The 24,395-nt window shown below is 40.2% G+C and carries 22 protein-coding genes; 13 read left to right on the forward strand and 9 right to left on the reverse strand.

All coding sequences use genetic code 11. The features are described from left to right. Window positions 1-2: 2 nt before the first annotated feature. Window positions 3-1,013 (reverse strand): dipeptide epimerase, encoded by a 1,011-nt coding sequence (locus IFO69_RS08655; protein ID WP_192009659.1) that lies wholly within the window; start codon window positions 1,011-1,013, stop codon window positions 3-5. 205 nt (window positions 1,014-1,218) lie between these two features. On the opposite strand from IFO69_RS08655, the gene IFO69_RS08660 reads away from it, so the two are divergent. Then, window positions 1,219-2,730 (forward strand): M14 family zinc carboxypeptidase, encoded by a 1,512-nt coding sequence (locus IFO69_RS08660; protein ID WP_192009660.1) that lies wholly within the window; start codon window positions 1,219-1,221, stop codon window positions 2,728-2,730. Between the two features lie 412 nt (window positions 2,731-3,142). Here the strand turns inward: IFO69_RS08660 and IFO69_RS08665 are convergent, their stop codons facing one another. Further along, window positions 3,143-3,829 (reverse strand): peptidoglycan DD-metalloendopeptidase family protein, encoded by a 687-nt coding sequence (locus tag IFO69_RS08665; RefSeq protein ID WP_192009661.1) that lies wholly within the window; start codon window positions 3,827-3,829, stop codon window positions 3,143-3,145. A gap of 58 nt (window positions 3,830-3,887) precedes the next feature. Between IFO69_RS08665 and IFO69_RS08670 the strand changes: the two genes are divergently transcribed. Next, entirely contained in the window at window positions 3,888-4,844 is a 957-nt protein-coding gene (locus IFO69_RS08670; RefSeq protein ID WP_192009662.1) for a pyridoxal-phosphate dependent enzyme, read from the forward strand. 70 nt (window positions 4,845-4,914) lie between these two features. Here the strand turns inward: IFO69_RS08670 and IFO69_RS08675 are convergent, their stop codons facing one another. The 3 genes from IFO69_RS08675 to IFO69_RS08685 form a co-directional block, all read right to left on the reverse strand. Beyond that, window positions 4,915-6,057, reverse strand: coding sequence for a cysteine desulfurase family protein (locus IFO69_RS08675; RefSeq protein WP_192009663.1), 1,143 nt, complete (start codon window positions 6,055-6,057; stop codon window positions 4,915-4,917). A 32-nt stretch (window positions 6,058-6,089) separates the two neighbouring features. Then, the gene (gene glmM, locus IFO69_RS08680) at window positions 6,090-7,481 is read right to left on the reverse strand and encodes a phosphoglucosamine mutase (RefSeq protein WP_192009664.1); all 1,392 of its coding nucleotides are present in this window, start codon (window positions 7,479-7,481) and stop codon (window positions 6,090-6,092) included. Between the two features lie 70 nt (window positions 7,482-7,551). Then, entirely contained in the window at window positions 7,552-7,782 is a 231-nt protein-coding gene (locus tag IFO69_RS08685) for a hypothetical protein (RefSeq protein WP_192009665.1), read from the reverse strand. Window positions 7,783-7,856: 74 nt separating this feature from the next. Between IFO69_RS08685 and mazG the strand changes: the two genes are divergently transcribed. Together mazG and IFO69_RS08695 are read left to right on the forward strand one after the other, a co-directional pair. Beyond that, window positions 7,857-8,657, forward strand: coding sequence for a nucleoside triphosphate pyrophosphohydrolase (gene mazG, locus IFO69_RS08690; RefSeq protein WP_192009666.1), 801 nt, complete (start codon window positions 7,857-7,859; stop codon window positions 8,655-8,657). Between the two features lie 125 nt (window positions 8,658-8,782). Next, on the forward strand, window positions 8,783-10,561 hold the full coding sequence (locus tag IFO69_RS08695; RefSeq protein WP_192009667.1) for a chloride channel protein: 1,779 nt from the start codon (window positions 8,783-8,785) through the stop codon (window positions 10,559-10,561). Between the two features lie 551 nt (window positions 10,562-11,112). Here the strand turns inward: IFO69_RS08695 and IFO69_RS08700 are convergent. After that, a complete protein-coding gene (locus tag IFO69_RS08700) occupies window positions 11,113-11,583 on the reverse strand; it encodes a Fur family transcriptional regulator (protein ID WP_192009668.1) in 471 nt (156 codons plus the stop codon). Window positions 11,584-11,803: 220 nt separating this feature from the next. Between IFO69_RS08700 and IFO69_RS08705 the strand changes: the two genes are divergently transcribed. The 7 genes from IFO69_RS08705 (at window position 11,804) to IFO69_RS08735 (ending at window position 20,536) form a co-directional block, all read left to right on the forward strand. Beyond that, window positions 11,804-13,048, forward strand: coding sequence for an aspartyl protease family protein (locus IFO69_RS08705; protein WP_192009669.1), 1,245 nt, complete (start codon window positions 11,804-11,806; stop codon window positions 13,046-13,048). Window positions 13,049-13,305: 257 nt separating this feature from the next. Then, a complete protein-coding gene (locus IFO69_RS08710; protein ID WP_192009670.1) occupies window positions 13,306-16,503 on the forward strand; it encodes a PAS domain-containing protein in 3,198 nt (1,065 codons plus the stop codon). A 152-nt stretch (window positions 16,504-16,655) separates the two neighbouring features. Then, window positions 16,656-17,246: a LemA family protein gene (locus IFO69_RS08715; RefSeq protein ID WP_192009671.1), complete on the forward strand. Its 591-nt coding sequence runs from the start codon at window positions 16,656-16,658 to the stop codon at window positions 17,244-17,246. A gap of 55 nt (window positions 17,247-17,301) precedes the next feature. Next, on the forward strand, window positions 17,302-17,736 hold the full coding sequence (locus IFO69_RS08720) for a TPM domain-containing protein (RefSeq protein WP_192009672.1): 435 nt from the start codon (window positions 17,302-17,304) through the stop codon (window positions 17,734-17,736). Continuing rightward, on the forward strand, window positions 17,717-18,547 hold the full coding sequence (locus IFO69_RS08725) for a TPM domain-containing protein (RefSeq protein WP_192009673.1): 831 nt from the start codon (window positions 17,717-17,719) through the stop codon (window positions 18,545-18,547). Before IFO69_RS08720 ends, IFO69_RS08725 begins: the two co-directional genes overlap by 20 nt. Before the next feature lie 185 nt (window positions 18,548-18,732). Further along, window positions 18,733-19,662 carry a helix-turn-helix domain-containing protein gene (locus IFO69_RS08730; protein ID WP_394354464.1) on the forward strand — a complete coding sequence of 310 codons (930 nt, stop codon included), beginning with the start codon at window positions 18,733-18,735 and terminating at the stop codon, window positions 19,660-19,662. A 106-nt stretch (window positions 19,663-19,768) separates the two neighbouring features. After that, window positions 19,769-20,536: an SDR family NAD(P)-dependent oxidoreductase gene (locus IFO69_RS08735; RefSeq protein ID WP_192009675.1), complete on the forward strand. Its 768-nt coding sequence runs from the start codon at window positions 19,769-19,771 to the stop codon at window positions 20,534-20,536. 75 nt (window positions 20,537-20,611) lie between these two features. Here IFO69_RS08735 and IFO69_RS08740 read toward each other — a convergent pair whose 3' ends face one another. Continuing rightward, window positions 20,612-21,382: a hypothetical protein gene (locus IFO69_RS08740; protein WP_192009676.1), complete on the reverse strand. Its 771-nt coding sequence runs from the start codon at window positions 21,380-21,382 to the stop codon at window positions 20,612-20,614. Window positions 21,383-21,424: 42 nt separating this feature from the next. Further along, a complete protein-coding gene (locus IFO69_RS08745) occupies window positions 21,425-22,090 on the reverse strand; it encodes a class I SAM-dependent methyltransferase (RefSeq protein WP_192009677.1) in 666 nt (221 codons plus the stop codon). Between the two features lie 228 nt (window positions 22,091-22,318). On the opposite strand from IFO69_RS08745, the gene IFO69_RS08750 reads away from it, so the two are divergent. After that, entirely contained in the window at window positions 22,319-23,395 is a 1,077-nt protein-coding gene (locus IFO69_RS08750) for a BamA/TamA family outer membrane protein (RefSeq protein WP_192009678.1), read from the forward strand. Here the strand turns inward: IFO69_RS08750 and IFO69_RS08755 are convergent. Further along, entirely contained in the window at window positions 23,392-23,850 is a 459-nt protein-coding gene (locus IFO69_RS08755) for a DoxX family protein (RefSeq protein ID WP_192009679.1), read from the reverse strand. The genes IFO69_RS08750 and IFO69_RS08755 overlap by 4 nt on opposite strands. Before the next feature lie 142 nt (window positions 23,851-23,992). On the opposite strand from IFO69_RS08755, the gene IFO69_RS08760 reads away from it, so the two are divergent. Continuing rightward, a complete protein-coding gene (locus IFO69_RS08760) occupies window positions 23,993-24,370 on the forward strand; it encodes a hypothetical protein (RefSeq protein WP_192009680.1) in 378 nt (125 codons plus the stop codon). Window positions 24,371-24,395 lie beyond the last annotated feature (25 nt).

A 24,395-nucleotide genomic window follows, 5' to 3' on the forward strand; every position in this document is an offset into this window, starting at 1 on the left:
CGTTATAATAATTTAGCTCCAATTCCCGGTCCTTCCGGAAAAGTCACTTTTCCCGGAACTATTGTTACCCCGGAAGCGATATCTTTTGATAGCAACATGGCTCCATCCATATCCACATAGTCCAATAATGGCGCAATATGAGCTATAGCGGTGATCCCAACAGAAGATTCTGTCATACAGCCCACCATAGTTTTCATGCCCAACTCTTTGGCTTTATAAAGCATTCTTAGTCCTGGAGTTATTCCACCTGCTTTGACCAGCTTTACATTGATGCCATGAAAAAGACCATGGCATTTTTCCACATCTGATTCTACAATACAACTTTCATCAGCAATTACCGGCAAAGCACTATGTTGATAAACCTCCTTCATTCCCTCCAGATCATCTTTGCCCAAAGGCTGTTCCATGAACTCCACATTGAGTTCTTTTAGCTCTGCAGAATAGGCAATTGCCTGGTCTGCTGTCCAAGCACAATTGGCGTCTATGCGAAAGACAGCACTGGTATGTTTCCTCAACTCCCTCACAATATCCAAATCATGATCTGTGCCCAACTTAATCTTATAGATAGGCCAGTCTAGCTCCTTCATCTTCTCAACCATCTTTTCCGTACTCGCAATACCAATGGTAAAGTTAGTAGTAGGTATATTGGTCGGGTCCAGCTTCAGATAATCATATAGTTTTACGCCCTGCTTTTTAGTGAACAAATCCCAAGCGGCCAAATCCAGCGCACACTGGGCAAAAGGATTTTGGGAAAATATCTCCTTACATTCCTCCCAAAGTGCTTCAGGACTTTCCCATTCACCTTTTTCCACAATAGGCTTGGCCGCTTCCAATGCTGCGGTCATATTTTCCACGGTCATCCCATAAAAAGGGTTGGTAGTGGATTCACCTAAACCATAAAGTCCATCATCCTCCAATTGGACGATCAATGTTTCTTGTACATCACGACTTTGGTGCGCAATGGTAAAGGTATGCTTCAAAGGAAGCTGTTTAATGAAAACCTGTAGCTTCATGATATATTGGGTATTTTAAAGTCCTTCGATATTAAATTTACATGAAGTTTAGTATTTTGATTGATAATAAAAAGCGAATTTCAATTTCCTATAGCTTCTCCTATATATCAAAGCCCGTATTTCACTGAATTCAGGGATCGAAAAGTGATACTTTAAATTGTAATTTGATATTTGATGAGGAAAAGCCTAAAAAAATTCAAATAAGATGATCAAAAACCAATTCGATAATTTGTCTGCTCCTACTTTTAGAAATGTCAGCTTTATAAGCTCATTCATTATGATTTGCTTACTTTTTTCCTGCAAAAGCCATCAAGAAAAATTACACAAACTTACTCCTTCAACCTTAAGCGCTGCTTATGAATCCGCCAAGGAACCTGCCATCACTCACAGAAGGTTTAAACACCAGGACCTGCAACCCTTGATCAAAAAACATATAGGCACTTTCAAAGTAGATGAACTGGGAAAATCAGTGCAAGGACGGTCTATTCACCAGCTGGAATATGGAGAAGGCGAAACAAAAGTGCTGCTTTGGTCCCAAATGCATGGGGATGAAAGTACCGCTACCATGGCCCTTTTTGATGTATTTAACTTCTTGGAAGCCAAAATTGACACCTTTGAGGTGATCAGAAAGGTGATCAAAGAGAACATAAAAATTCGTTTTATTCCCATGGTCAATCCCGATGGTGCAGAAGTTTTTACCCGACGCAATGCTTACGGAATAGACCTTAACCGGGATGCCATCAAGGAAGTTTCCCCTGAAGCTAGCATACTTAAATCAGCCCGGGAGGATTTCGGTGCGGAATTTGGCTTCAACCTCCACGACCAGCAGATCTATTATAATGTGGAACAAACTCCAAAACCTGCTACCATATCTGTGCTTGCACCCGCTTTCAATTATAAAACTGAAATCAATGACGTTCGGGCCAGGGCCATGCAGGTGATTGTGGGCATGAACCGAATCCTTCAGGAAGTTACCCCAGGACAAGTGGGCAAATACAATGATGCTTTTGAACCACGGGCCTTTGGGGATAATTTCCAGAAATGGGGAACCAGCACCATCCTGATAGAATCTGGAGGCTACCCCAATGACCCTGAGAAGCAATATATTCGCCAATTGAACTTTATGATCATCCTCAATGCGTTATATGAAATCGCTAACGGTAACTATTCACGCTATGCTGTAGAAGATTATTTCCGCATCCCAGACAATGACAATATGCTCATGGACCTGATCCTGAAAAACGTATCCATCTATGATGGAGAGAACCAATATCAGTTAGATTTAGGCATCAAAAGGCGCAATGTGGAAACAGAAAACGGCTATCATGTCAGTGGAAGGCTGGACGATGTAGGTGACCTTTCCGTGTATTATGGATATAAAGAAATGGATGCTACAGGTATGGAGCTTACTCTCGGAAAAGTGGCCGAAATGAGCATGGATTCATTGAGTAGCATTAGCCAAGAAATGGCTTTTGAAATGCTCCAAGAAGGCATCCTAGCAGTCAAAATAAAGCATGCCCCAGAAAACCCATTGCACGAACTGCCAATTTTGGTACTTCAGGAACAACAAGACAGTATCCCCAGCGGGCACAGCATGGGAAGTCCGGCCAACTTCTTTTTAAAGAAAAATGGCGAGCTGGCCTATGCTATTGTCAATGGCTACCTGATCGACCTTAAAAAACCGAAAGCTGAAGGCTTGAAACAAAGTGTTTGGTAGGTTTAAAAAGAAAATCATGTCTAATAAAGCCATTATCGCTTTTATGACTATTATTTGTCCCTACAGTCTTTCTCTTGGGCTCAGGAAAGTTTTGTGTATAAGACAGCCGACACTTCCCAATCGTATATGGAAATCCCTCAATTGATACTTCCAAAACCTATCCCGCTATGATTTTCTTCTTTGGAAGAAGTTGGGTTGGAGGCAGTAAAACCAATTTAAGCCTCCTGCACAGTATTTTTCAGAAAGAGGAATATTCTGTTTTTGGTGGACTACAGGGTAAAAAACATCCACCAAACCAGCCCTTATGAATCCTTGATGGATGCTAAGTCTGCGATAAGTTGGGTTAGAAAAAGCCAAAAACAATAAGTACTAATTAGATAAGGACAGAAAAAAGCAATCCATTAACATATCATCAAAAAGTTTCTTCGAAACCAATTATCCATTTGGGATCAGGGCAATTCCTTTGGTACCTGTCTTGATCCTTTTCAGCACATACCCCTGGGTAATCCCCCCTATTGCCTTCCAAATCTACTATCAATTGAAAATGTAGATGAGGTGGCCAATCCCCATTCTCTGGATAAGGGCCAATATGGCAAAATACTTGACCGGCTAAAATCTGTTGGCCCACTTCTAAGCCGATCAGATCTGAACGCTTTAAATGACCATAAAGGCTGTAAAAAATCTCTCCCTTTAATTGATGCTCCAGGATGATGGCTGGACCATAATTTCCAAAGGCACCATTGTCCTGAAAACTATGGATCTTTCCATCCAAAGGTGCATAAACCGCTTGTCCAGGTTCGGCCCAAATATCCACGCCCAAGTGGATATTCCGAAAGTCCTCCGGAGAAGTCCCAAATACCTCACTTCTTTGATAAATGGCCCTTGGCTCCATGTATCCTCCTATGCCAAAAGCGCAACTTGCATCTGCCAACAACCCAAAAACATACTCGCTAAAAGCTTGAGTATCTCCTAAATCAACGGCTTTTAAATCAGTATTATTGGCCGTAAAATCCATCACAAGGGTATTTTCATGGTTTAATTCTACACCCATAATTGGATAAAAGGAAGTGTCTTTAAGCAACTGTGTTAATTTTTGCATGTTGGATATTTTGTCGAAAGATACACATTTTGCCTTCAATGTGTTAACTTTAAAGAACATGCACGACTATAGATTTCCCCAACTACTGGATGTAAAACAAGCCTACCAAAGGATTATGGCTTACATTCACCATACGCCCATCCTAACCAGCGAAGCCATTGAAAAAATGGCTGACTGTCAGCTCTATTTCAAATGTGAAAACCTACAAAAAGTAGGAGCCTTCAAAGCCAGAGGAGCCACCAATGCTATTTTGAAACTTCCTCCAGAACTTAAACAAAATGGGGTCGCCACACATAGTAGTGGGAACCATGCTGCTGCACTGGCCAGAGCCGCTTTTGAAACAGGAACTACTGCTTATATCGTGATGCCCTCCAATGCTCCGGCTATAAAAAAAGCAGCTGTCAAAAGTTATGGAGGAAAAATTATTGAATGCGAACCTAATTTAAAGGCCCGGGAAACAACCCTTGAAAAGGTGGTGGAAGAAACTGGCGCAGCTTTTATTCCTCCTTATGATTATATGGATGTGATTGAAGGTCAAGCCACCTGCGCTTTGGAAATGTGGGATGAAGGAATTCCTTTTGATGCCATCATCACCCCTGTTGGAGGAGGAGGACTTTTGGCTGGCACTGCACTGACCACCCATTATATTTCTCCAAGAACGGAGGTTTACGGAGCTGAGCCTAAAGGAGCCGATGATGCTCAGCGAAGTTTCAAAGCCAAAGAAATCATTCCCATGGAAAATCCTAGTACCATTGCCGATGGGCTTTTAACTTCCTTGGGTCAGCGAAATTTTATTTTGATCTCAAAACACGTCAAAGACATCCTTACCGTGACCGATGAAGAGATTATTGCTGCCATGCGCTTGGTGTTTGAGCGGATGAAGTTGGTCATCGAACCTAGTAGTGCTGTACCTCTAGCTGCTGTATTGGCCAATAAAGGGCTTTTTAGAAATAAAAAAGTAGGCATAATCATTTCAGGGGGAAATGTAGATGTCAGCAAACTTCCCTTTCAATGATTCATCAGATTTTAGACATAAAAAAACCGGTCTTTCGACCGGTTTTTTCTGCTGTTTCACTTTATTAACCCTAGGCAGTCACGCCATATAGTTCTTTTAATTTTTCGACGGTATAGTCTATTTCTTCATGGGTGTTGAACCTACTGAAAGAGAACCTCACCGAATCCCTTTCTGCTTTAGCATTCAATGCCCTCAACACATGAGAACCAACCGTAGCGCCGCTGCTGCAAGCTGAACCGCCTGAAGCAGAAATACCATAAAGGTCTAGGTTGAATAACAACATTCCGCTATTCTCCTCCGAAGGAGGCAAGCTCACATTTAAGACGGTATATAAGCTTTTATCGAGATTGGCAGATAGTCCATTGAATTCCACTCCAGGAATTCCTTCTCTCAACTGCTCTATAAAGCTACTTTTCAGTTTTTCTACATGTTTTTGGTGATCTGCCATTTCCTCATAAGCCAGCTCCAAAGCTTTAGCTATTCCAACAATCCCATAAACGTTTTCCGTTCCTCCACGCATACTGCGCTCTTGAGCACCTCCATAGATAAACGGTCGAATCTTATTTTTCTTGTTCAAATATAAAAATCCTGATCCCTTTGGTCCATGAAATTTATGTCCACCTGCTACAATGGCATCCAGAGGTAATTGCTTCAAGTCATGCACATAGTGGCCCATTGTCTGAACGGTATCAGAATGGAAAAACACCCCGTGCTCCTTGCAGATATTACCGATCGCCTCAATATCATTTAGGTTTCCTATCTCATTGTTGGCATGCATGATAGAAACCAATGATTTTGGATGAGCTTGGATCCACGCCTCTAAATGCCCCATGTCAATGGCTCCACTTTCATCAATCTGAGCATAGTCCAATTGGATATGCCCTCGCTTTTCACACTCTTGAAGGGTATGTAAGACTGCATGGTGTTCGATCGGTGAAGTCAGTGCATGTTTTATGCCGTAAGTTTCAATGGCACAGACCAAAGCTGTATTATCCGCCTCAGTACCTCCTGATGTAAAGAAAATTTCTCCCGGGCTGGCATTCAATAGCTCAGCCACTTTTTTTCTTGATCTTTCGATAGCTGTACGTACTTCACGGCCATGGGAATGAACCGAAGAAGGATTTCCATAGTGTCCCGACAAATAGGGGATCATGGCTTCCAATACCTTTTCATCCAATGCCGTAGTAGCAGCGTTATCTAAATAAACTTTCATTCTAAATAATATATACTTGGGTAGGTTGTTACTTATTTGGTCGCTGAAATCACTTCTTTAATATCAGTGATCAACTTATTCGCCAGGTGCTCTGCAGTCGCCTGCGTTTCAGATTCAGAATAAATCCTGATAATTGGCTCTGTATTTGACTTTCTCAAATGGACCCATTCTTTTTCAAACTCTATCTTTACTCCATCAATAGTATTGATAGGTTGTTTGCTATATTTTCTACTGATCTCATCCAGAATAGCATCCACATCAATGTCTGGAGTTAATTCTATCTTATTTTTTGATATGTAATAATTGGGATAGCTGGCCCTTAACCTGCTGGCTGTTTTACCAAACTTGGCCAGATGGGTCAAAAACAAACCAATTCCTACCAAAGCATCCCTTCCATAATGTGATGCTGGATAAATAACCCCACCATTTCCTTCACCACCAATGATGGCATTGGTCTCTTTCATTTTATTGACCACATTTACCTCACCTACTGCGGCTGCATTATATGCTCCATGGTGCTTTTCCGTCACATCACGAAGCGCTCTGGTTGAACTTAGATTAGAAACAGTATTTCCTGCCTCCTTTGAAAGCACATAATCTGCTACTGCTACCAAAGTGTATTCTTCACCAAAAGGAGAGCCATCTTCTGTCAAAAAAGCCAAGCGGTCAACATCAGGGTCCACCACAATGCCCAGGTCAAACTTACCATTTTTCAGTTTAGCAGAAATATCTCTTAGGTTTTCCGGAAGTGGCTCTGGGTTATGAGGAAACTGTCCATCAGGCTCACAGAACATCTCTTCCACATGCTCCACACCCAAGGCGTTGAGTAATTTTGGTAAAGCAATGCCTCCAGTAGAATTAACGCAATCAATGACCACTTTGAAATCACGCTTGGCTATCGCTTCCTTGTCCACCAAAGATAGACTGAGGACATGCTCAATGTGCCTATCGATATAATCCTCCACTAAAGTGTAGCCACCCAGTTTTCTGACCTCAGCAAACTTAAAGTCTTCCTGATCAGCTTTTTCCAAGACTTCTTTTCCATCTTGGTCCGAGATAAACTCGCCCTTATCATTCAATAATTTCAAGGCATTCCACTGGATCGGATTATGGCTGGCAGTAAGGATAATTCCACCTCCTGCTTTCTCCAACGGGACAGCAAATTCAACCGTAGGAGTAGTGCTCAGGCCAAGATCGATCACATGGATTCCCAACCCTTGAAGGGTGGCTGTAACCAACTTGGAAACCATATCTCCTGATATCCTGGCATCTCTGCCAATTACAATCTTGGGATTATTGGTCTTTTCGACAATCCATGCTCCATAAGCAGAAGCAAATTTGACCACATCAACTGGAGTAAGTCCTTCCCCTACTTTTCCTCCGATAGTTCCTCGAATACCGGAAATAGACTTGATTAATGCCACTTGTAAAGAGTTTAGTTCAACTAGATAAAAAATCCTATGCATTTTGGTGTCACATAGGAGATATTGGTGATTATTTGAATTTGGCCATTACTTTATTGACTTCAGAATCCGGGTTTCCGCATTCCGAATTATCGTCCACTTTCTTCCCACAATAGCTGCACGTACCGCCATCCTTGTTTAAATAAGGGTTTTGAGAAGCACAGGTTCCTTTGAATTGCCCATTTTTCAAAAATATCAGTCGCACTGACATCAAAATGAAAAACAGAGCAATAAATCCCAAAGTCAAATATACAGTTGCCATATCAAATTAATTTGCACAAATTTACGTAATACTTTGAAAACGTCCACACTTTACTAATAGTTTCCCAATTCCACATGTCTGAAATTTCCTCCCGAGCACAGCAGTTAGAAGCTTTTGACCGACTCCTGACCATCATGGATGAACTGAGGGAGCAATGTCCTTGGGACCAAAAACAAACCATTGAAAGTCTTCGTCACCTCACCATTGAGGAGACCTTCGAACTGTCTGATGCTATCATCGACAATGATCTGGAGGAAATAAAAAAAGAATTGGGCGACATCCTATTGCATATCGTATTTTATGCTCGGATAGGTTCTGAGAAAAAAGCTTTTGATATCAAAACTGTCATTGACAGCCTTTGTGAAAAATTGATCCGAAGACACCCCCACATTTATGGTGATACCAAAGCAGAGGATGAGGAGGCCGTCAAGCAAAATTGGGAAAAAATCAAGCTCAAAGAAAAAGGCAATAAAAGTGTCTTGGGGGGAGTACCCAGGTCTTTGCCTGCATTGATCAAAGCCATGCGCATCCAAGAAAAAGCCAGGGGCGTAGGTTTCGACTGGGAAGAGAAACACCAAGTTTGGGAAAAAGTAGAGGAAGAAATGCAGGAATTCAAAGCAGAATTTAATGCGGTTGATGAAGGAGCGATTGACAAAGAGAAGGCAACCGGAGAGTTCGGAGATTTACTTTTTTCCTTGATCAACTACGCCCGTTTCATTGACATCAACCCAGAGGAAGCCCTGGAAAAAACCAATAAAAAATTCATCCACCGCTTTCAGTACTTGGAAGAAGAGGCCCGCAAATCAGGAAAGAAAATTGAAGAGATGAGCCTCTCAGAAATGGATGTTTATTGGAATGAAGCCAAAAAAAAATAATAGTAAAGGATTTTTCTGCTGTTCATGACATTAGCAAATAATAAATATTTACTTTTGGCATTAATTATCGGAAGCCAAATAGCCGTTATTGCTCGACAAATTTTGATTAACAACAACTTTCCGTTTTGGCAAAAACAGATGTAATTACCCGGTTTTTAATCTGGAGGCTTAAACATATCAGCACCAAGAATTTTGTGATGATTCTTAGTGGAGTGATCGGTATTCTTACTGGTTTGGCTGCAGTGATCCTTAAGGAGTCCGTCCATTTCATCCAAAATTGGTTGATTGAAGGCTTCCATATCGAATATGCCAACTTTTTCTTCATCATTTATCCACTCATTGGGATCTTTCTTACTTACATCGTCGGGAAATATATTGTCAAGGATTATGGTGGACATGGTATTCCCGAAATACTATATAATATCTCTAAGAAAAACAGCATTATTCCAAGGGTGAAGATGTATAGCCGGGTTTTTACATCATGCTTGACAGTTGGACTGGGGGGATCTGTTGGTTTGGAGGCCCCGATTGTGGTGACAGGATCTGCCATAGGCTCCAATTCCGGCCAATTGATGCATCTTAATGCCAAAAAAAGAAATATTCTGATCGGCTGTGGTGCAGCAGGTGGCATTTCTGCTATATTTGGCTCTCCCATCGGAGGTGTCATCTTTGCCATAGAAGTAATCTTAATGGAAGTGAATGTGGGCGCTTTCATTCCGCTGCTGATTGCATCTGTAATGGGATCTCTGACCACCATGGTATTAATTGGCAATGATGCCATTTTTTCTTTTAACCTTACTGGAGAGTTTATTGCCGCGCATACCCCCTACTATCTGATGTTGGGAGTCATTACAGGCTTGATCTCTGTTTACTTTATCAAGTCAGTGCTCAAAACCGAAAACTTTCTGGACAGCTTTACCAACCCTTGGCTAAAGATTCTTTGTGGCGGCGCTGTTTTGGGTTTAATGATTTTCTTCTTCCCTCCTATTTATGGTGAAGGCTATAACACACTGAATTCGCTGATAGCTGGTGATCCATTCGTTTTGTTAAACAGAAGCCCTTTCTTTTCTGAAATAAACAATTCTTACTTTATACTTGTCTATTTGCTACTGATCATTTTTGCGAAGCCCATTGCTGCAGCACTGACAATAGGCAGTGGCGGTAGTGGGGGCATCTTTGCCCCTTCACTTTATGTGGGTGGACTTACAGGTTTTCTTTTTGCCTACGCCAATAATTTCTTTGGGGTTTATATTCCCATCCCCTTGGCCCACTTTACATTAGTGGCCATGTGTGGTGTAATGAGCGGTGTTCAGCATGCTCCCTTGTCAGCCATATTCTTGATTGCGGAAGTAACGGGAGGCTACGAACTTTTTGTACCCTTGATGCTCGTATCTGCTATTTCCCTGGCCACGACCAATTATTTTGACAAAAACTCCCTTTACAAAAACCAATTGTTAGAGCAAGGAAAACATATTCCTGAAACAAAAGATGAGGAGGTTTTAGGCCTAATTGACATTAGGAGAATTATGGAAAAGGACTTGCTCCCAATCCATCCTGACGCACTGCTCAAAGACTTATGTGGTCTGGTAAAGCTTTCCAAGCGAAATATTTTTCCTGTGGTCGATGAAAAGGGTAACCTCAACGGGATAGTGACTTTGGATGACATCAGGGACATCATGTTCGACAAGCAAAAACAAGAGGAAACCAATATTAGGAAACTCATGCACAGCCCTCCTGACACCATCCAGCCGTCCGAAAGCATGAGAGGTGTAATGGACAAATTCGAAAAGTCTGGCGCATGGAACCTACCAGTGGTAGATAATGGAAGATATTTAGGCTTCATCAGTAAGTCCAGAATTTTCAATGCCTATAGAACCAGACTCATCAGGCAGCAAAAAGATTAAGGCAAAAAATAATATTTGGTTTACCTGTTTATCCACGCTTACACACATCACCAGTTTTTGTAAAAAATTCATTACCAGCGTTTTATCCACAAATTCAATTTTATCAAACACGATCTAACTGATTGATTTACAGTTAGTTATATCATTACCTTAATGTTATGTGGATAAGTGTTGATAATTGTGGATAAATTTTTCATGTTTTTTTTGGATGCTTTTCCAGTAAATAAAGGCCTATTTTTCACTTGATTACTGACTGAAAAAGTTACTCAAAACACCCTTCAAAAAATCAAAATTCAGAATAAAATATTACCCCAAATTCCTTCCAGTTATCACTATTTTCTGCAAACGTTTCCAAATGCTGCAATTGGCTACAAAAACTCCACTTTACACGACAAAAATCGGCATGTTATCAGTAACATTTAGAAATCATGGTATAAAAACAACCGATGTACTGGTAATTTTACCTCGGCCGGAGCCTTTTAGCTTAAATTAAAGGCACACTTCTTCCCTTTAGTTACATTAAAACCAAAAAGAAAATTGCTGGAAAGTAATTAGACCAATTTCAAATTTTTACAATCGGGAATCTGACAATCCCCATAGAGCACTAAAGAGTGGCTGGTAATTGCTGAAGAAAACTCCTTGCCCATGGCCTCTTTGATCAAGTTTATACGCTCATCAGAAAACTCACGGATCTTACGGCATTGATTGCAAACATGATGATCATGGTGCTTATAGGTCAATGCCTGCTCATATAATGCCACCTTGTCCTTAAACTGGTGTTTGACAGCAAGTCCACACTCTACCAAAAGATCTAGGGTATTATAGATGGTGGCGCGGCTAATAGAGTAGCCCTTATTTCTCATCAAAAGAAAAAGCCCTTCAACATCAATATGTTCATCTTGGGGCAAGGCATACAATTCATCGATAACCGAAAACCTTTCTGGGGTCTTTCTGCTACCATGCCTTTGCAAAAAGTTTTCAAATATTTTTTTTGCTTTTTCTACAACCGACTTCTCTGCCATATTTTTCATTACTAAAAATTAAAGATGCAGCATTTTTTAGATTTTATCAAACTAAGACCATCTTGTAAGACCTCTCCGCAGCTTATTTGCTATCAGTCTAAATTAGCATAAGGAGAAACATAAATAGAAGTCATTTTTTAGATCCGAAATCTTCCACTTTGCTATCCTCTTGTGTATTATTAATTTTTATATTAAATGGATAATACTAAATTAGTTAAGTATGCTCACCAAAAAACTTTTACTTCTTTCCGTATTATTTTTGACGGGCGCTCAACTTTGGGCCCAGATTCCCGGATTTTTTATGAAGGAAGAAAAAAACAGTGTCAACCTCCCCTTTTACGATTTCAATAACTTGATCATAATGCCCATTGCCATCAATAACGGGCCCGAGCTTAACTTCCTTATTGACACAGGCGTAAAATCCAATATTCTTTTCAGCAAAACTGTTGGGGATGAACTTGGGCTTTACTATACAAGAACACTGAATTTAATGGGAGCAGACGGAAAAACTGTCCTTACCGCTCTTGTATCGCCCAACAACCACTTTAATATGGGGCCTGTAGAAGGGATTGTTCAAGCGGTCTTAGTCCTTGAGGAGGACTTCTTGGAGTTGGAAAGGGTAATCGGTATTCCCGTACATGGAATTATAGGTTATGAGTTTTTTAAATTCAATCCCATCAAAATAGATTATGATTCCAATATCTTGACTTTTTATCAAACTGATAGGATGAATTGGAGGCCTTTTGGTTACAGGAAGATTGATCTTTCATTTGACAACTACAAGCCCTACGTGGAAGGAACCATTCAGCAAATTGACGGGCCTGGAATCAATGGAAAGCTCTTGATTGACACTGGTGCCAATCATGGCTTGCTTTTGAACCGTGAAACATCAGACCAAATTAAACTACCCCCTAAGAGGTTACAGACCGATTTGGGCAGGTCCTTGGGAGGAGATCTTTTTGGCTATGTGGGAAGGGTAAAAAAATACTCTTTGGGCAATTTAAACTTCAGGAGGGTAATTACCTCCTACCCTGATGAGACAGAGTTTTCATCCATCATTATAGAGTCAGGCCGCTTGGGAAGCTTAGGTTCTGAAGTATTGGCCAGGATGACTTTTATTATAGACTATCCTAGGGAAAGGTTATTATTCAAGAAAGGGGCTGGTTTTCACCACCCTTTTGAATATGATATGAGCGGAATAAAAGTTCGTATGACCAGTGCAGAAGAAAAAAGATACTATGTAAGTAGCGTAAGGGAAAACTCCCCAGCTTCAAAAGCAAACATCAAACCAGGTGACGAAATACTATCTATCAATCTATTACCCGTAGAATATTGGGACCTTGCCGAAATAAATGATCTCCTTAAATCTGAAGAAGGAAAGGAAATTCATATTACAGTAAAAAGAAATATACGGGAAATTCCTGTGGAAGTGGATAAAACCCTAATACTGCAGAAACAGTTATAACTTTAGTATTTATTGCGGGTATCACCCGATGAAATTGAGTAAAAAGTAAATGAATGCATTTTTGTTAGTCAAAAAAGCTAACTTTAGGCTGTTTCTGTTTTTGTCTAATGGAATCTAAAAATTACAATCATATATCGTCATCTTTTGTAACATTAAGAAAGACAAGCAATTCTACCTTTGAACTGCTTTATTTTAATGCTGCCTTTGAAACACTGCTGGGCACAAAACCAAGCATCAACACATTTGATCAGGTTTTGATGACCTTGCCTAAACCTAGCTTGGGTCATATTTTCAATATTTTCAAGCAGAATAAAACTCTTTCCTCCATTCTTTTTACACAACAAGGCACTTGTTTTCCTGTTCTCCTAGAAGGAAATATAGTAAAAGAACAAAAGGCTGAAAATTATCTTATCAACCTGATAATGATCCCTCAGCTTGAAAAACCAGGAATCAAGAACCTTTGGATGATTCAGCTGAGCACTGGTTTACTTTTCAGCAGTAGTTTAAACAAATGCCCAAGTAGGCTTAAAATTGGATCAGCTCTTCCAAATCATTTTCACAATCACTACCCGCACATTAGTGAAGCCGTTTTTCAGGACTTTATTACCAATGATCAGGAAGGTCAATTGGATCTTCAGCATCATGGCCAAATACTTGAAAAAGAATTTCTCTTTGATTCAGAATATTGTTCTCTAATCGTTCATTCGCCTGCCATCGGAAATCGTTTCCAAAAGTTCATTACCGAACAGAAGGACCAAATGGTACAACACAACTCCAGGGCTATTTATTATGAGCACGAACTAGGAGATAGCCAAATTCACTGGAGTGGGGCCTATGTCGATATTGTTGGATATCCAAGGGAAGAATTTACGGAAGTAAACATCCAAAGGTGGGTGGAAATGATCCATCCAGAAGATTTAAAACATCTCAAAACTGGCTTCGAAAAGGATTTCAAGTTGGACAATCCTTATGACACCTTTTACAGGCTCAAACATAAAGAGGGTCATTATCTCTATGTTCAAGACATCGCCAGGGTATTCGTCGATGAGAAAACCGGAAAAAAAATCATTCTTGGAAGTATTACTGACATCAGTGGTCTTAAAAATATCGAGAAGAAACTCCTTGAAAACCGCTACATTTTAAATGAGCTTTCCAGCATCATGCCAGGAATGATTTATATGTTTAAACGATCCCAAGCGGGCAAACATGAATTCATGTTTGTAAGCGAAGGAGTCAAGGAAATTTTCGGTGTCACCTCCAAGTATTTTTCACAACATTTCAGAAAGCTTAAAAATCGGATACATCCAGATGATCTTCAGTCCATCATAGATGCAAACCAAAATGCAACTAATTCTAAAAAACTGGAATTAAATTTTAGAATCCTTAATCCTGATGAAACCATCAAGTGGGTGTTTTGTTCGTCAAGCCTTTTGAAAGAACAAAATGGTCAAGACATATGGGCAGGATATATCTTGGATATCAGTTATACCAAGAAAAAAGAAGAAGAAGCCAAGTCTAACTACATGCGTTATAAGCAGAGTTTTGACAACAATCCTTTGGCCATTTTTCACTATGATAAAGATGGAATTATCCTTAAGGTCAACAAGACTTTAATTAAAAAGGCAAAAATAGAAAAGGAAGAAAGAATGCTTGGCAAAAGCATCCATAACCTTTACAAAAAGTCTCCGATTTACCCTTACTTACTCAAGGGAATCGAATCTGGCTATGCGGATTATGAAGGCTCCTTTAACTCTTATTTCTCCAAAACACATTTTTATATCAATCTTAAGATTAGAAAGCTGGAATTTGACAACGGATATGAAGCTGCTATCGATGATATCACAGAGAAGGATTTTGTTCAATGTGTGCTGAACGATGTGGCTACTATTTCTGCTCAGTTTAGCGATGTAGACTTCTTCAATGAGCTCGTCAAGCTATTATCTAAAAAGTTGAATTTAAAGTATTGTCTGATTGGAGAGTATATCCCCCATGCACGGTCCATTCAAACCACTGCTATAGCCAAAAAAGGTAAGATTATCCCTAATTTCACCTATTCCCTACAACACACTCCATGTGAAACAGCGATCAGCGATCGCAAAAGGGAAGTAGTGATGATTTCAAATGGAGTGGCTGAACAATACCCCAAAGATTTATTCCTCATAGAAGAAAACATTACTTCCTATTGCTCTACTGGAATAAATGACAAAAATGGAAGAAAAATAGGCATACTGGTCTTGGCGGATAGCAAGCCTATGCATAATGAAGATGGAATCATTAATATTGTTTCTATTCTTGGCGACCGTGCTGGTGCAGAACTTCAGCGTATCCGATACGAAAAGAAGCTACTAGAATCACAGCAACTTTATAAGAGTATTGCAGAAAACTTCCCCAGAGGGACCGTAGATGTGTTAGACAAAAACTTCAGGTACATATATACTGAAGGAAGTGAATACCAGAAAATAGGAATGGATCCTAAGGAACTTATCGGGACCTACCACTTAATGAAATATGATGCAGTAACTTCCCTTAAAGCCAAAAAAGAATTGGACAAGGTTCTCATAGGCCAAACTGTAGTATATGAAATTAATTTTAACGGAGAGAGTTACAAAAAGACTGGTGTACCGCTTATCAATAAGCAAGGGGAAGTTGATCGTATTCTACTGGTAACCCAAAACATTTCAGAATCAAAATCAGCAGAGGAAGAGCGCGAAAAGCTCATTAAGGACCTTTCCAGTCACAATGATGAATTGCAGCGATTTGCATATATCGTCTCCCATAACCTTCGAGCACCGATCGTCAACATCACTTCCTTACTCGATTTGCTCAATGAAGACGATTTAGCCGACCCCAATAATGTGGAATTGATCGATAGCCTGAAAACCTCTGTCGCGATCCTCAATGCTACTTTAATGGATCTGATCGAGGTGGTGTCCATCAAAAAGGAAAAAATAAGAAAAGTAGAAACGGTCAACTTTGAAAGTTTAATCAATAACCTAGAAAAGAGCCTTTTCAAACAGCTCAAAGAAGCAAAAGTAATAGTTAAGCGTGATTTTGCTATAAACGAAATTAACTATGTGCAGAGTCATCTGGAAAATTTCTTTCTTAATTTCATGACCAATGCTATTAAGTACAGTCATCCAGAGCGAAATACAGAAATTCATATTAAGACTAAAATGAATGGTGATAATTGCATTATTAGCTTCTCTGACAATGGAATTGGTATCGACTTGGAGAAATATGGTGATCGAATTTTTGGTTTGTATCAGCGTTTTCATACCCATGTGGAAGGCAAAGGATTAGGCTTATACCTTGTTAGGGAGCAAATCCGGTCCCTAGATGGTGATATCCATATTAAAAGTGAAGTAGGCAAAGGAACTACCTTTACCATCACCATCAAAAACCTACCACATCCAGACCAAGAAAGTATAGAATTCGGGCAAGAAAACAAGCAATAATTTTGTTCTCAAAGTAATTTTTTCCAACCATTCGGTGCCTTTTGCGTGATAATACCTAAATTCGAATATCACATTTCAACACAAACTACGAAATCCAGCTGGCCAAGTGAATTTCAGCTTTGCCATTTAAGATTCCAACTAATTTCAAACTCATGAAAAAAGCGATTATCCCCATTCTTATCCTCGTTGTGGTAGGTATTTTTGTCTACACCAAAGCAGTAGGCACCTACAACCAATTTGTGAAAACGGAAGAAACCATCAATGGTCAATGGGCCGAGGTGGAAACTCAATACCAGCGCCGGGCAGACCTAATCCCAAACTTGGTCAATACTGTAAAAGGTTATGCTGACTTTGAAAAAGAAACCCTTGAAGGTGTGATCAATGCCCGAGCCAAGGCTACTGCTATCAATATCAATGCTGATGAACTGACACCAGAGAAGATTGCCCAGTTCCAAGAGGCACAAGATCAGTTAAGCGGCAGCTTAAGCAGGCTTTTGGTAGCAGTGGAGCGTTATCCTGACCTGAAAGCCAATCAAAACTTCCTTGACCTTCAGGCCCAGTTAGAAGGAACTGAAAACAGAATTGCAGTGGCCAGGAGGAATTTTAACCAATCTGTACAAGCCTACAATTCTAACCTAAGAACTTTCCCCAACAATATTTTTGCGGGATGGTATGGCTTTGAGAAAAAAGGTTACTTCGAAGCCTCTGAAGGGGCTGAAAACGCACCAACGGTAGAATTCTAAATCGAACTATTTTGCCCGGCCAACACCGGGCATCTTTATTAAAAATACATTGGCCATGGCCGAAAAATTATTTACCAAAGCAGAAAAAGACCAGATCGTCGCTGCCATCAAAGCAGCAGAACTGGAAACTTCCGGAGAAATACAAGTGCACCTCGAAAATCACTGTAAAGGAGAAGTCTTGGACCGAGCAGCAGATGTCTTTGCCATGCTGAAAATGCACAAGACCAAACTTCGTAATGGTGTGCTTTTTTACCTTGCAGTTGAAGACCATAAGTTTGCCATTTTGGGAGATGGAGGAATCAATAATGTCGTTCCAGATAACTTTTGGGAAAGTATCAAAGAAGCCATGATCAAACACTTCAAAAAAGAACAATTTGCTGAAGGCTTGATCACCGGAATTCGCATGTCCGGCGAAGCGCTTAAGGAACACTTTCCCTATGATGGTGATACCGATGAAAATGAACTCTCCGATGAAATCTCCTTTGGATAATATGTACTTGAAAAAAACTACTTTACTCACCCTTTTCTTCTTATTGATTGGCCAAATATTGCTGGCACAGGACGATTTTCCTGCCCGGCCTAACCCTCCCAAGTTGGTCAATGATTTCACCCAAACGCTTTCAAGTTCTGAACAAGCTTCTTTGGAAAGAAAACTGGTGGCATATAATGACAGCACCTCCACCCAAATTACCATCGTGCTATTGGGCTCTGTTGGTCAATATGATATCAGTGACTACGCCTTCCAACTGGGGGACAAGTGGGGCATTGGTCAAAAGGAAAAGGACAATGGACTGCTGATCTTGGCAGCCATGAAAGACAGAAAAGTATTTATTGCCACTGGTTATGGTTTGGAAGGCGCAGTTCCGGATGCTTTGGCCAGACGGATTGTGGACAATGTGATTGTTCCTGCCTTCAAGCGTGAGGCTTACTATGATGGGTTAGACCAAGCGACTACCATGATCATCAAGTTGGCCAGTGGTGAATACGATGCAGAAAATGTAGAAAAGAAAGGTAGTCACGGCCGAGCCATTTTCTTCATTCTATTCTTCGTCTTTATCTTCATCATCCTACCACTTCTTCGAAACCGAAATGACAACGATAATCATATGGGAGGCCGAGGCGGTGGAGTGGACATGTTTACCACCCTGATGCTGATGAACCTGCTTGGTGGTGGCCGTAAAGGCGGTGGTGGATTTGGTAACTTCTCAGGCGGCGGTGGCAGCTTTGGAGGTGGTGGCGGAGGATTCGGCGGCTTTGGCGGCGGAAGCTTCGGCGGTGGCGGTGCTGGCGGCAGTTGGTAAAACCTGTACAAAATTAAAGACTCAAAGCACCCCAAATATTGGGGTGTTTTTTTGTTTTAGGGAAATGGGTTAACCTAAAATCACAAAATCCCTTAATTTATCAGCGAACCAATTCCATCCAAAAATGGTTTTAAATTACATTTCGTAACTTTGAATTTCACAAATGGCCATTGATCATGAAGAATATCAAAAACACTTCGTTAGAAGATTTCTATCAGGAAGCAGCGGCATTTATGGGGAAAGATGTGAAGGTTCTCCTTCCCCCTGGAATCCACAAAGAAATCGGTCATTTCAATGTTTTTGATGTGGCTGAAACTATCAAAGGATTCAAGCAAAAATCAGTGATGCCCTATAACCGTCGGGCCTATTATAAGATCAGTTTGATCATCGGCAAAAACAGGGCAGAGTATGCGGACAAGGTGATCCAAGTCAAGAAAAATGCCTTGCTCTTTGGCACCCCCAAAGTCCCTTATCACTGGGTGCCTCAAGATGATAACCAAGCAGGAAGTTTTTGTGTCTTTACCGATGAATTTTTGCTAAAAAACAAAAGTGGAGTAGTCCTGGATGAGTTGCCCATTTTCAAGTCTGGAGGCTATCCTATTTTTGAAATCAGCGATGAAATTGCAACAGAAATAAGGCTGATTTTCAACAAGATGAAACAAGAAATTGCTTCAGATTATGAGTTTAAATATGACCTTCTTCGCAACTATGTCCTTGAGTTAATACACTATGGACAAAAACTGCAGCCAGCCTCTACTTTGCATGCCAACCAAAATGCTTCAGGGCGAATTACCTCATTATTTGTAGAACTCTTGGAACGCCAATTTCCCATTGAGTCACCCAACCAAAAATTACAGTTACGAACTGCCAAAGAATATGCCGACAGGTTGGCCATCCATGCCAATCACTTAAACAAGGTGTTGAAAGAAACTACCGGAAAAACAACTACTGAGCTGATCAGTTCAAGGCTGGTACAGGAAGCCAAAATACTCTTAAAGCAAACCGATTGGAATGTCTCCGAAATTGCCTACAGCTTGGGTTATGAAGAAGTGGCTCACTTTTCCAACTTCTTTAAAAAGCAAACTTCTATGGCTCCCCTGGCCTATCGCTCATAGTCCAATGATTTGAATTTCGCAAACCATGCATTGATTTTTGCAAACACTCCTCCACTTTTTAACAGAACTTTGTCTTATTCATTATTAATCACTAAAAATCAATAAGATGGCAAGTTCAAAAGATAAAATCGCAGTGATCACCGGAGGAAGCAGAGGGTTGGGAAGAAACATGGCCATTGCCTTGGCTAAAAAAGGAATCAACATCATTCTTACCTATCACAGCAACCAAGAGCAAGCCGCAGAAGTGGTGGAAGAAATCAAAACTTTGGGCCAAAAAGCAATTGCTTATCAGTTGAACACTAGCGACATCAAGCAATTTGATACTTTTCTGAAATCAGTTTCCGAGTATTTACATCAAGAAATAGGGAATCCTAATTTTGATTTTCTAATCAACAATGCTGGAACAGCCCTTTATGCACCTTTTGCCGAAACTACGGAAACGCAATTTGATGAAGCGATGAACATCCACTATAAAGGCGTTTTCTTTCTCACACAAAAGGCTTTGCCGCAGCTCAATGAGGGAGGAAGCATCATCAATATTTCATCTGGTCTGGCAAGATTTTCCCTGCCTGGCTCTTCTGCATATGGCGCCATGAAAGGAGCGATTGAAGTACTCACCCGATACTTGGCCAAGGAACTGGGGTCAAGGCAAATCCGCGCCAATGTAGTGGCTCCGGGAGCTATCGAAACAGACTTCGGGGGCGGCCATGTCAGGGACAACAAAGAGGTCAATCAAATGGTAGCCAGCAACACCGCATTGGGACGAGCTGGATTACCAGAGGACATTGGTGGGGTCGTAGCCTTTTTATGCAGCCCCGAAGCTTCATGGATCAATGGCCAGCGAATTGAAGTTTCTGGCGGCATGTTTGTTTAAAAAAACTAATTGGAGTTTAAGGTTCTGCCCATTATGGTCATTTCATCATGATGGGCAGAAATCTAAAAAACGAGACTACTTAGGAGTACCCAATAAGTAAATCACAAAACCAGGCCCTGACTTTATTTTGGCCATTTCCCAATTCATGCGATCTCCACCTTTCAAGTCATCGATCAGTTCCTGCATTTCTTCCAGGGAATAAGTTCTTAAGGAAGAAACTAATCCATCCCATAAAGCCACCAAAGGAACCACTGGTACTATATACGTAAAGAAAAGTCTTCCCAAGCTTAAGGGAGCTATAAATGGAGTGGTCAGGAGAACGGTAATCGGTGAAAATAGCATCGCTAGCAAACTGGGCAAGCTCCTATCTTGTGCTTCGAAAATAGCTATGGGATGAGCTGCATCAACAGCATCCTGCAAAATAAGTTGGGCATCCTCATGTTTGAAATGATGAAAAGACAAAAACATGGTCCTCAAACCATTCAATTCTTCGGGAACATTTCTAGCATCCACAGGTTTGTCCACATATTCAATATTGTCAGCTTTGGCTTGAGTATATTCAAAAGCCTCAATATTGGGATAATAATCTGTCAACCAGATTTTTAAATGAGGAATCTTTTTGAGCAATGCCTCATTCAGTGAAAGTATACCTCCACCACTGCCAGAACCTAAATCTATAAAGTGACCTGTTTTGCCAGCATGAATACCTTTTACCAAAACTGGAAGTATTGGCAAAAACATTTTGGTGGCATTGGCCAAAAATCTCAAAAAGTCAGTCACATAATTTCGGAGAAAAACAGGAAACCAAGGTAAATCTTCGAATTCAAATAGATGGATACGTTTCATTGAACAAGGGTATTTAGCTTAACCCAATTTCGACAAATATCCTCATTTATAGAAGCTCATAACTGTATATTCTCGCTCCACTTCTTCCAAGGCCTTACTCTTAACAGTTTCTTTGACATCCACTTGCTCTACAATGGTAAATCCAGCATGGTACATCAATTCCTCTACCTTCTCATCATCATAAAAGGTAAACCCGTACTTCGTAAAGGGAAGTGTTTCCATAAATTCTTTTTGTGCAAAAGCTATCGTAAAGCGTCCTTCTGGCTGCAGCACCCTATAAATATCCCCAGCCATTTTACTGGGTTCCTTCCAAAAATAGATGGTATTTACCGTCATAATCTGATCAAAATAGTCATTTTCAAAAGGAATTTTCTGACCATCATACACATGAAAACTGGCCCTACCCGATTTAATCCATGCTTCATTGGCCAGTTGGGCTTGCTGATACATCAAGTCCGAAATTTCCAATCCGGTATAATTAAGGCCAGGATTCTCAGTCAATAAAGTGCCTACGTGATTGGCATTACCATGCCCAATTTCCAATAACAATTCCTTCCCTTCAAAGTGACAAAGCTCGATTGCTTTTTTGGTCATGGTAATATTGGACTCATGCATGGTATCTCCCACTTCTATGCCCATTTCCCCTTTTGGGTGACTCAGCTGTGCCGCAATGGCCTTCAGATCCTCTTCAGTAAATGACTGTTTCATTTATTTGAAAAACTACATTGATGATATACTAAATGACTACTAACGAAGGTACCTAAATTTATTGGGACCGCTAATCCTCCATCTTTTAAATCTAAAATACCAACTCTAAAAACCTAGCTTATCACAAAGGCAAATATTTATAACAAGGAGCTAATTTTCAGTGTTTTATTTAATTTTTTAATTGTATATTAAAATCAAAACCATCTAAAACACTAACACATTTTTTGAATGCAAAAGTATATACTCGTTATTTTACTGTTTTTCTCTGTTTCTGTGCTTCATGCCCAAAAATCCCAAACTGACAGTCTCGCTAAAGCAGAAGAAAGTGTGGAGAAAAAATATGATTTTAGCTTAATGCCTTTTTTGAGTTACAATAGAAACCTAAAATTCATGATCGGAGCAATTCCCATGGTCATGTATAAAACAGACCAGAAAGACACTATTTCTCCAAAATCCCTATCAGGACTCTCAGCAGTTTACACCACCAATGGCTCCTATTTCTTTGCTTTTTTCAATAAACTTTTCTTTGATGAAGACAATTGGCGGGTCAAGCTATTTGCAGTAACTGGTGACCATTATTCTCAGTTTTATATGGATGACCAGGAATCATCTGGATTCTATGATTATGGGACCAATACAACCATCTTCAGCCTTGGTGCCCAGAGAAAAATTATCCCAGGACTTTATGGTGGTATCTCCTATACCTATTCACACTATGACACCGAATATGAGGATGATGTCCAACCTGCATCCACCACCATTACCAATGGCCTCGATTTTAACTTTCTTTACGATACCAGAGATGAAATTTACTATCCCACTCAAGGCAGTAAATCCAACCTGAAATGGATCACTTACCCAGAATGGTTTGGAAATGATGTAGCCGCCAATAAGGTGGTCACAGAATACCACAGGTACATCTCCATGCGCGAAAATACGGATGTCCTAGCTGCCCGCTTTTCTGCTAAATTCGGATTGGGAGATATTGCCTTTGAGCAACAGGAAACCATTGGAGGGAAAGATATAAGAGGCTACTCTGAAGGCAAATACAGAGGAGATGGGCTGGTGGCACTACAAGGAGAATACCGCTATAACTTTAACCCCAAAATGGGTTTGGTGGGATTTGCTGGATTGGCCACCATTTATGGATCAGACAACACAGACTTTAACTGGAAATTATACCCAGGTGCAGGTGTGGGATACCGGTATCGGGCTTTCAAAGATGTTAAATTCAATATTGGCTTGGACGCTGCTGTGGGTAAGGATGACTGGGGAATCTATTTCAGAATTGGTGAAGCTTTCTAGCCTTTATTCCTTATCACAAAGTAATAGGTCCAGCCCATCAGTAGTAGTTGAAAAGGAACCCGAAACCAGAGATAACTCAGCCCTGGCCCATCATAGTTTCCAGTTTTGTAATTGAGATTGTCCATCGCTGCTTTGATATTGGCAGGAAGAATCATGACGAAGAAAAGAATCAATAGCCATCCAGTAACTTTTCGAAATCCTTTAAAGTGAATCCCCAAAGCTGCAGCAAATTCTATCAAACCGGTCAAATAAATCACCCCTTCTTTCATTGGAATAAAATCTGGTAACATTTTCCTCATTCCCTCTGAAAACAAAAAGTGCCCAAGTGCGGTAAATCCCAACATGAAAGACAGTGCCAGCTTGCCCGCCAGCGTCCATTTATAAGATTTATGGATTAGCCGAATTAGTATTCCACTCAGAATAAAGGCGATAATAAGTACATAAAATGGTAACATCTTTAATCTTTTTGTTTGAGACAAATTTCCAATAAATTACGTCTTGATACCATGAACCTAGGTTAAGAAAAACACTAAATAAACGGATGTATTTTAGAAGTTTGCTTAGGTTTTTGGATGTCGAATTTTAAAAATTATCAAAATGAAAAAATCGCTATTGTTATTTTTCTGCTTTTTCATTTTCATCAGCTGTACTGATGATACCGAACCCAATTCCGTCAATATTCGATTGAGAAATGTAAGTTCCTATGATTTTAAAAATATTGTCATCAATACTGGAACGGGAAATGTCGAGTTAGGTGATGTAGATGCCAATCATACTTCTAGCTACAGGTCTTATGAATTTGCTTACAGATATGCCTATATCAAAGTAGAAATTGATGGTGATACTTATGTCATCCAACCTATTGACTTTGTTGGGGAAACTCCTCTGAAAAACGGAAAATATACTTACCAGATCGATGCCAACGATTCTGAAGAACGGCATGGAAAATTGAGTTTAAACTTTATTAAAGACTGATCATAAGGAAAAGATTTAGGAATTT

This window comes from Echinicola arenosa (genome assembly GCF_014841125.1).
GTDB classification, from domain to species: domain Bacteria; phylum Bacteroidota; class Bacteroidia; order Cytophagales; family Cyclobacteriaceae; genus Echinicola; species Echinicola arenosa.

Bases quoted from the DNA above. Each gene is read 5' to 3' on its own strand.
- IFO69_RS08655 (WP_192009659.1), bottom strand. From the start codon at position 1,013: ATGAAGCTACAGGTTTTCATTAAACAGCTTCCTTTGAAGCATACCTTT.
- IFO69_RS08660 (WP_192009660.1), top strand. From the start codon at position 1,219: ATGATCAAAAACCAATTCGATAATTTGTCTGCTCCTACTTTTAGAAAT.
- IFO69_RS08665 (WP_192009661.1), bottom strand. From the start codon at position 3,829: ATGCAAAAATTAACACAGTTGCTTAAAGACACTTCCTTTTATCCAATT.
- IFO69_RS08670 (WP_192009662.1), top strand. From the start codon at position 3,888: ATGCACGACTATAGATTTCCCCAACTACTGGATGTAAAACAAGCCTAC.
- IFO69_RS08675 (WP_192009663.1), bottom strand. From the start codon at position 6,057: ATGAAAGTTTATTTAGATAACGCTGCTACTACGGCATTGGATGAAAAG.
- IFO69_RS08685 (WP_192009665.1), bottom strand. From the start codon at position 7,782: ATGGCAACTGTATATTTGACTTTGGGATTTATTGCTCTGTTTTTCATT.
- mazG (WP_192009666.1), top strand. From the start codon at position 7,857: ATGTCTGAAATTTCCTCCCGAGCACAGCAGTTAGAAGCTTTTGACCGA.
- IFO69_RS08700 (WP_192009668.1), bottom strand. From the start codon at position 11,583: ATGGCAGAGAAGTCGGTTGTAGAAAAAGCAAAAAAAATATTTGAAAAC.
- IFO69_RS08705 (WP_192009669.1), top strand. From the start codon at position 11,804: ATGCTCACCAAAAAACTTTTACTTCTTTCCGTATTATTTTTGACGGGC.
- IFO69_RS08710 (WP_192009670.1), top strand. From the start codon at position 13,306: ATGACCTTGCCTAAACCTAGCTTGGGTCATATTTTCAATATTTTCAAG.
- IFO69_RS08715 (WP_192009671.1), top strand. From the start codon at position 16,656: ATGAAAAAAGCGATTATCCCCATTCTTATCCTCGTTGTGGTAGGTATT.
- IFO69_RS08720 (WP_192009672.1), top strand. From the start codon at position 17,302: ATGGCCGAAAAATTATTTACCAAAGCAGAAAAAGACCAGATCGTCGCT.
- IFO69_RS08725 (WP_192009673.1), top strand. From the start codon at position 17,717: ATGAAATCTCCTTTGGATAATATGTACTTGAAAAAAACTACTTTACTC.
- IFO69_RS08735 (WP_192009675.1), top strand. From the start codon at position 19,769: ATGGCAAGTTCAAAAGATAAAATCGCAGTGATCACCGGAGGAAGCAGA.
- IFO69_RS08740 (WP_192009676.1), bottom strand. From the start codon at position 21,382: ATGAAACGTATCCATCTATTTGAATTCGAAGATTTACCTTGGTTTCCT.
- IFO69_RS08745 (WP_192009677.1), bottom strand. From the start codon at position 22,090: ATGAAACAGTCATTTACTGAAGAGGATCTGAAGGCCATTGCGGCACAG.
- IFO69_RS08750 (WP_192009678.1), top strand. From the start codon at position 22,319: ATGCAAAAGTATATACTCGTTATTTTACTGTTTTTCTCTGTTTCTGTG.
- IFO69_RS08755 (WP_192009679.1), bottom strand. From the start codon at position 23,850: ATGTTACCATTTTATGTACTTATTATCGCCTTTATTCTGAGTGGAATA.
- IFO69_RS08760 (WP_192009680.1), top strand. From the start codon at position 23,993: ATGAAAAAATCGCTATTGTTATTTTTCTGCTTTTTCATTTTCATCAGC.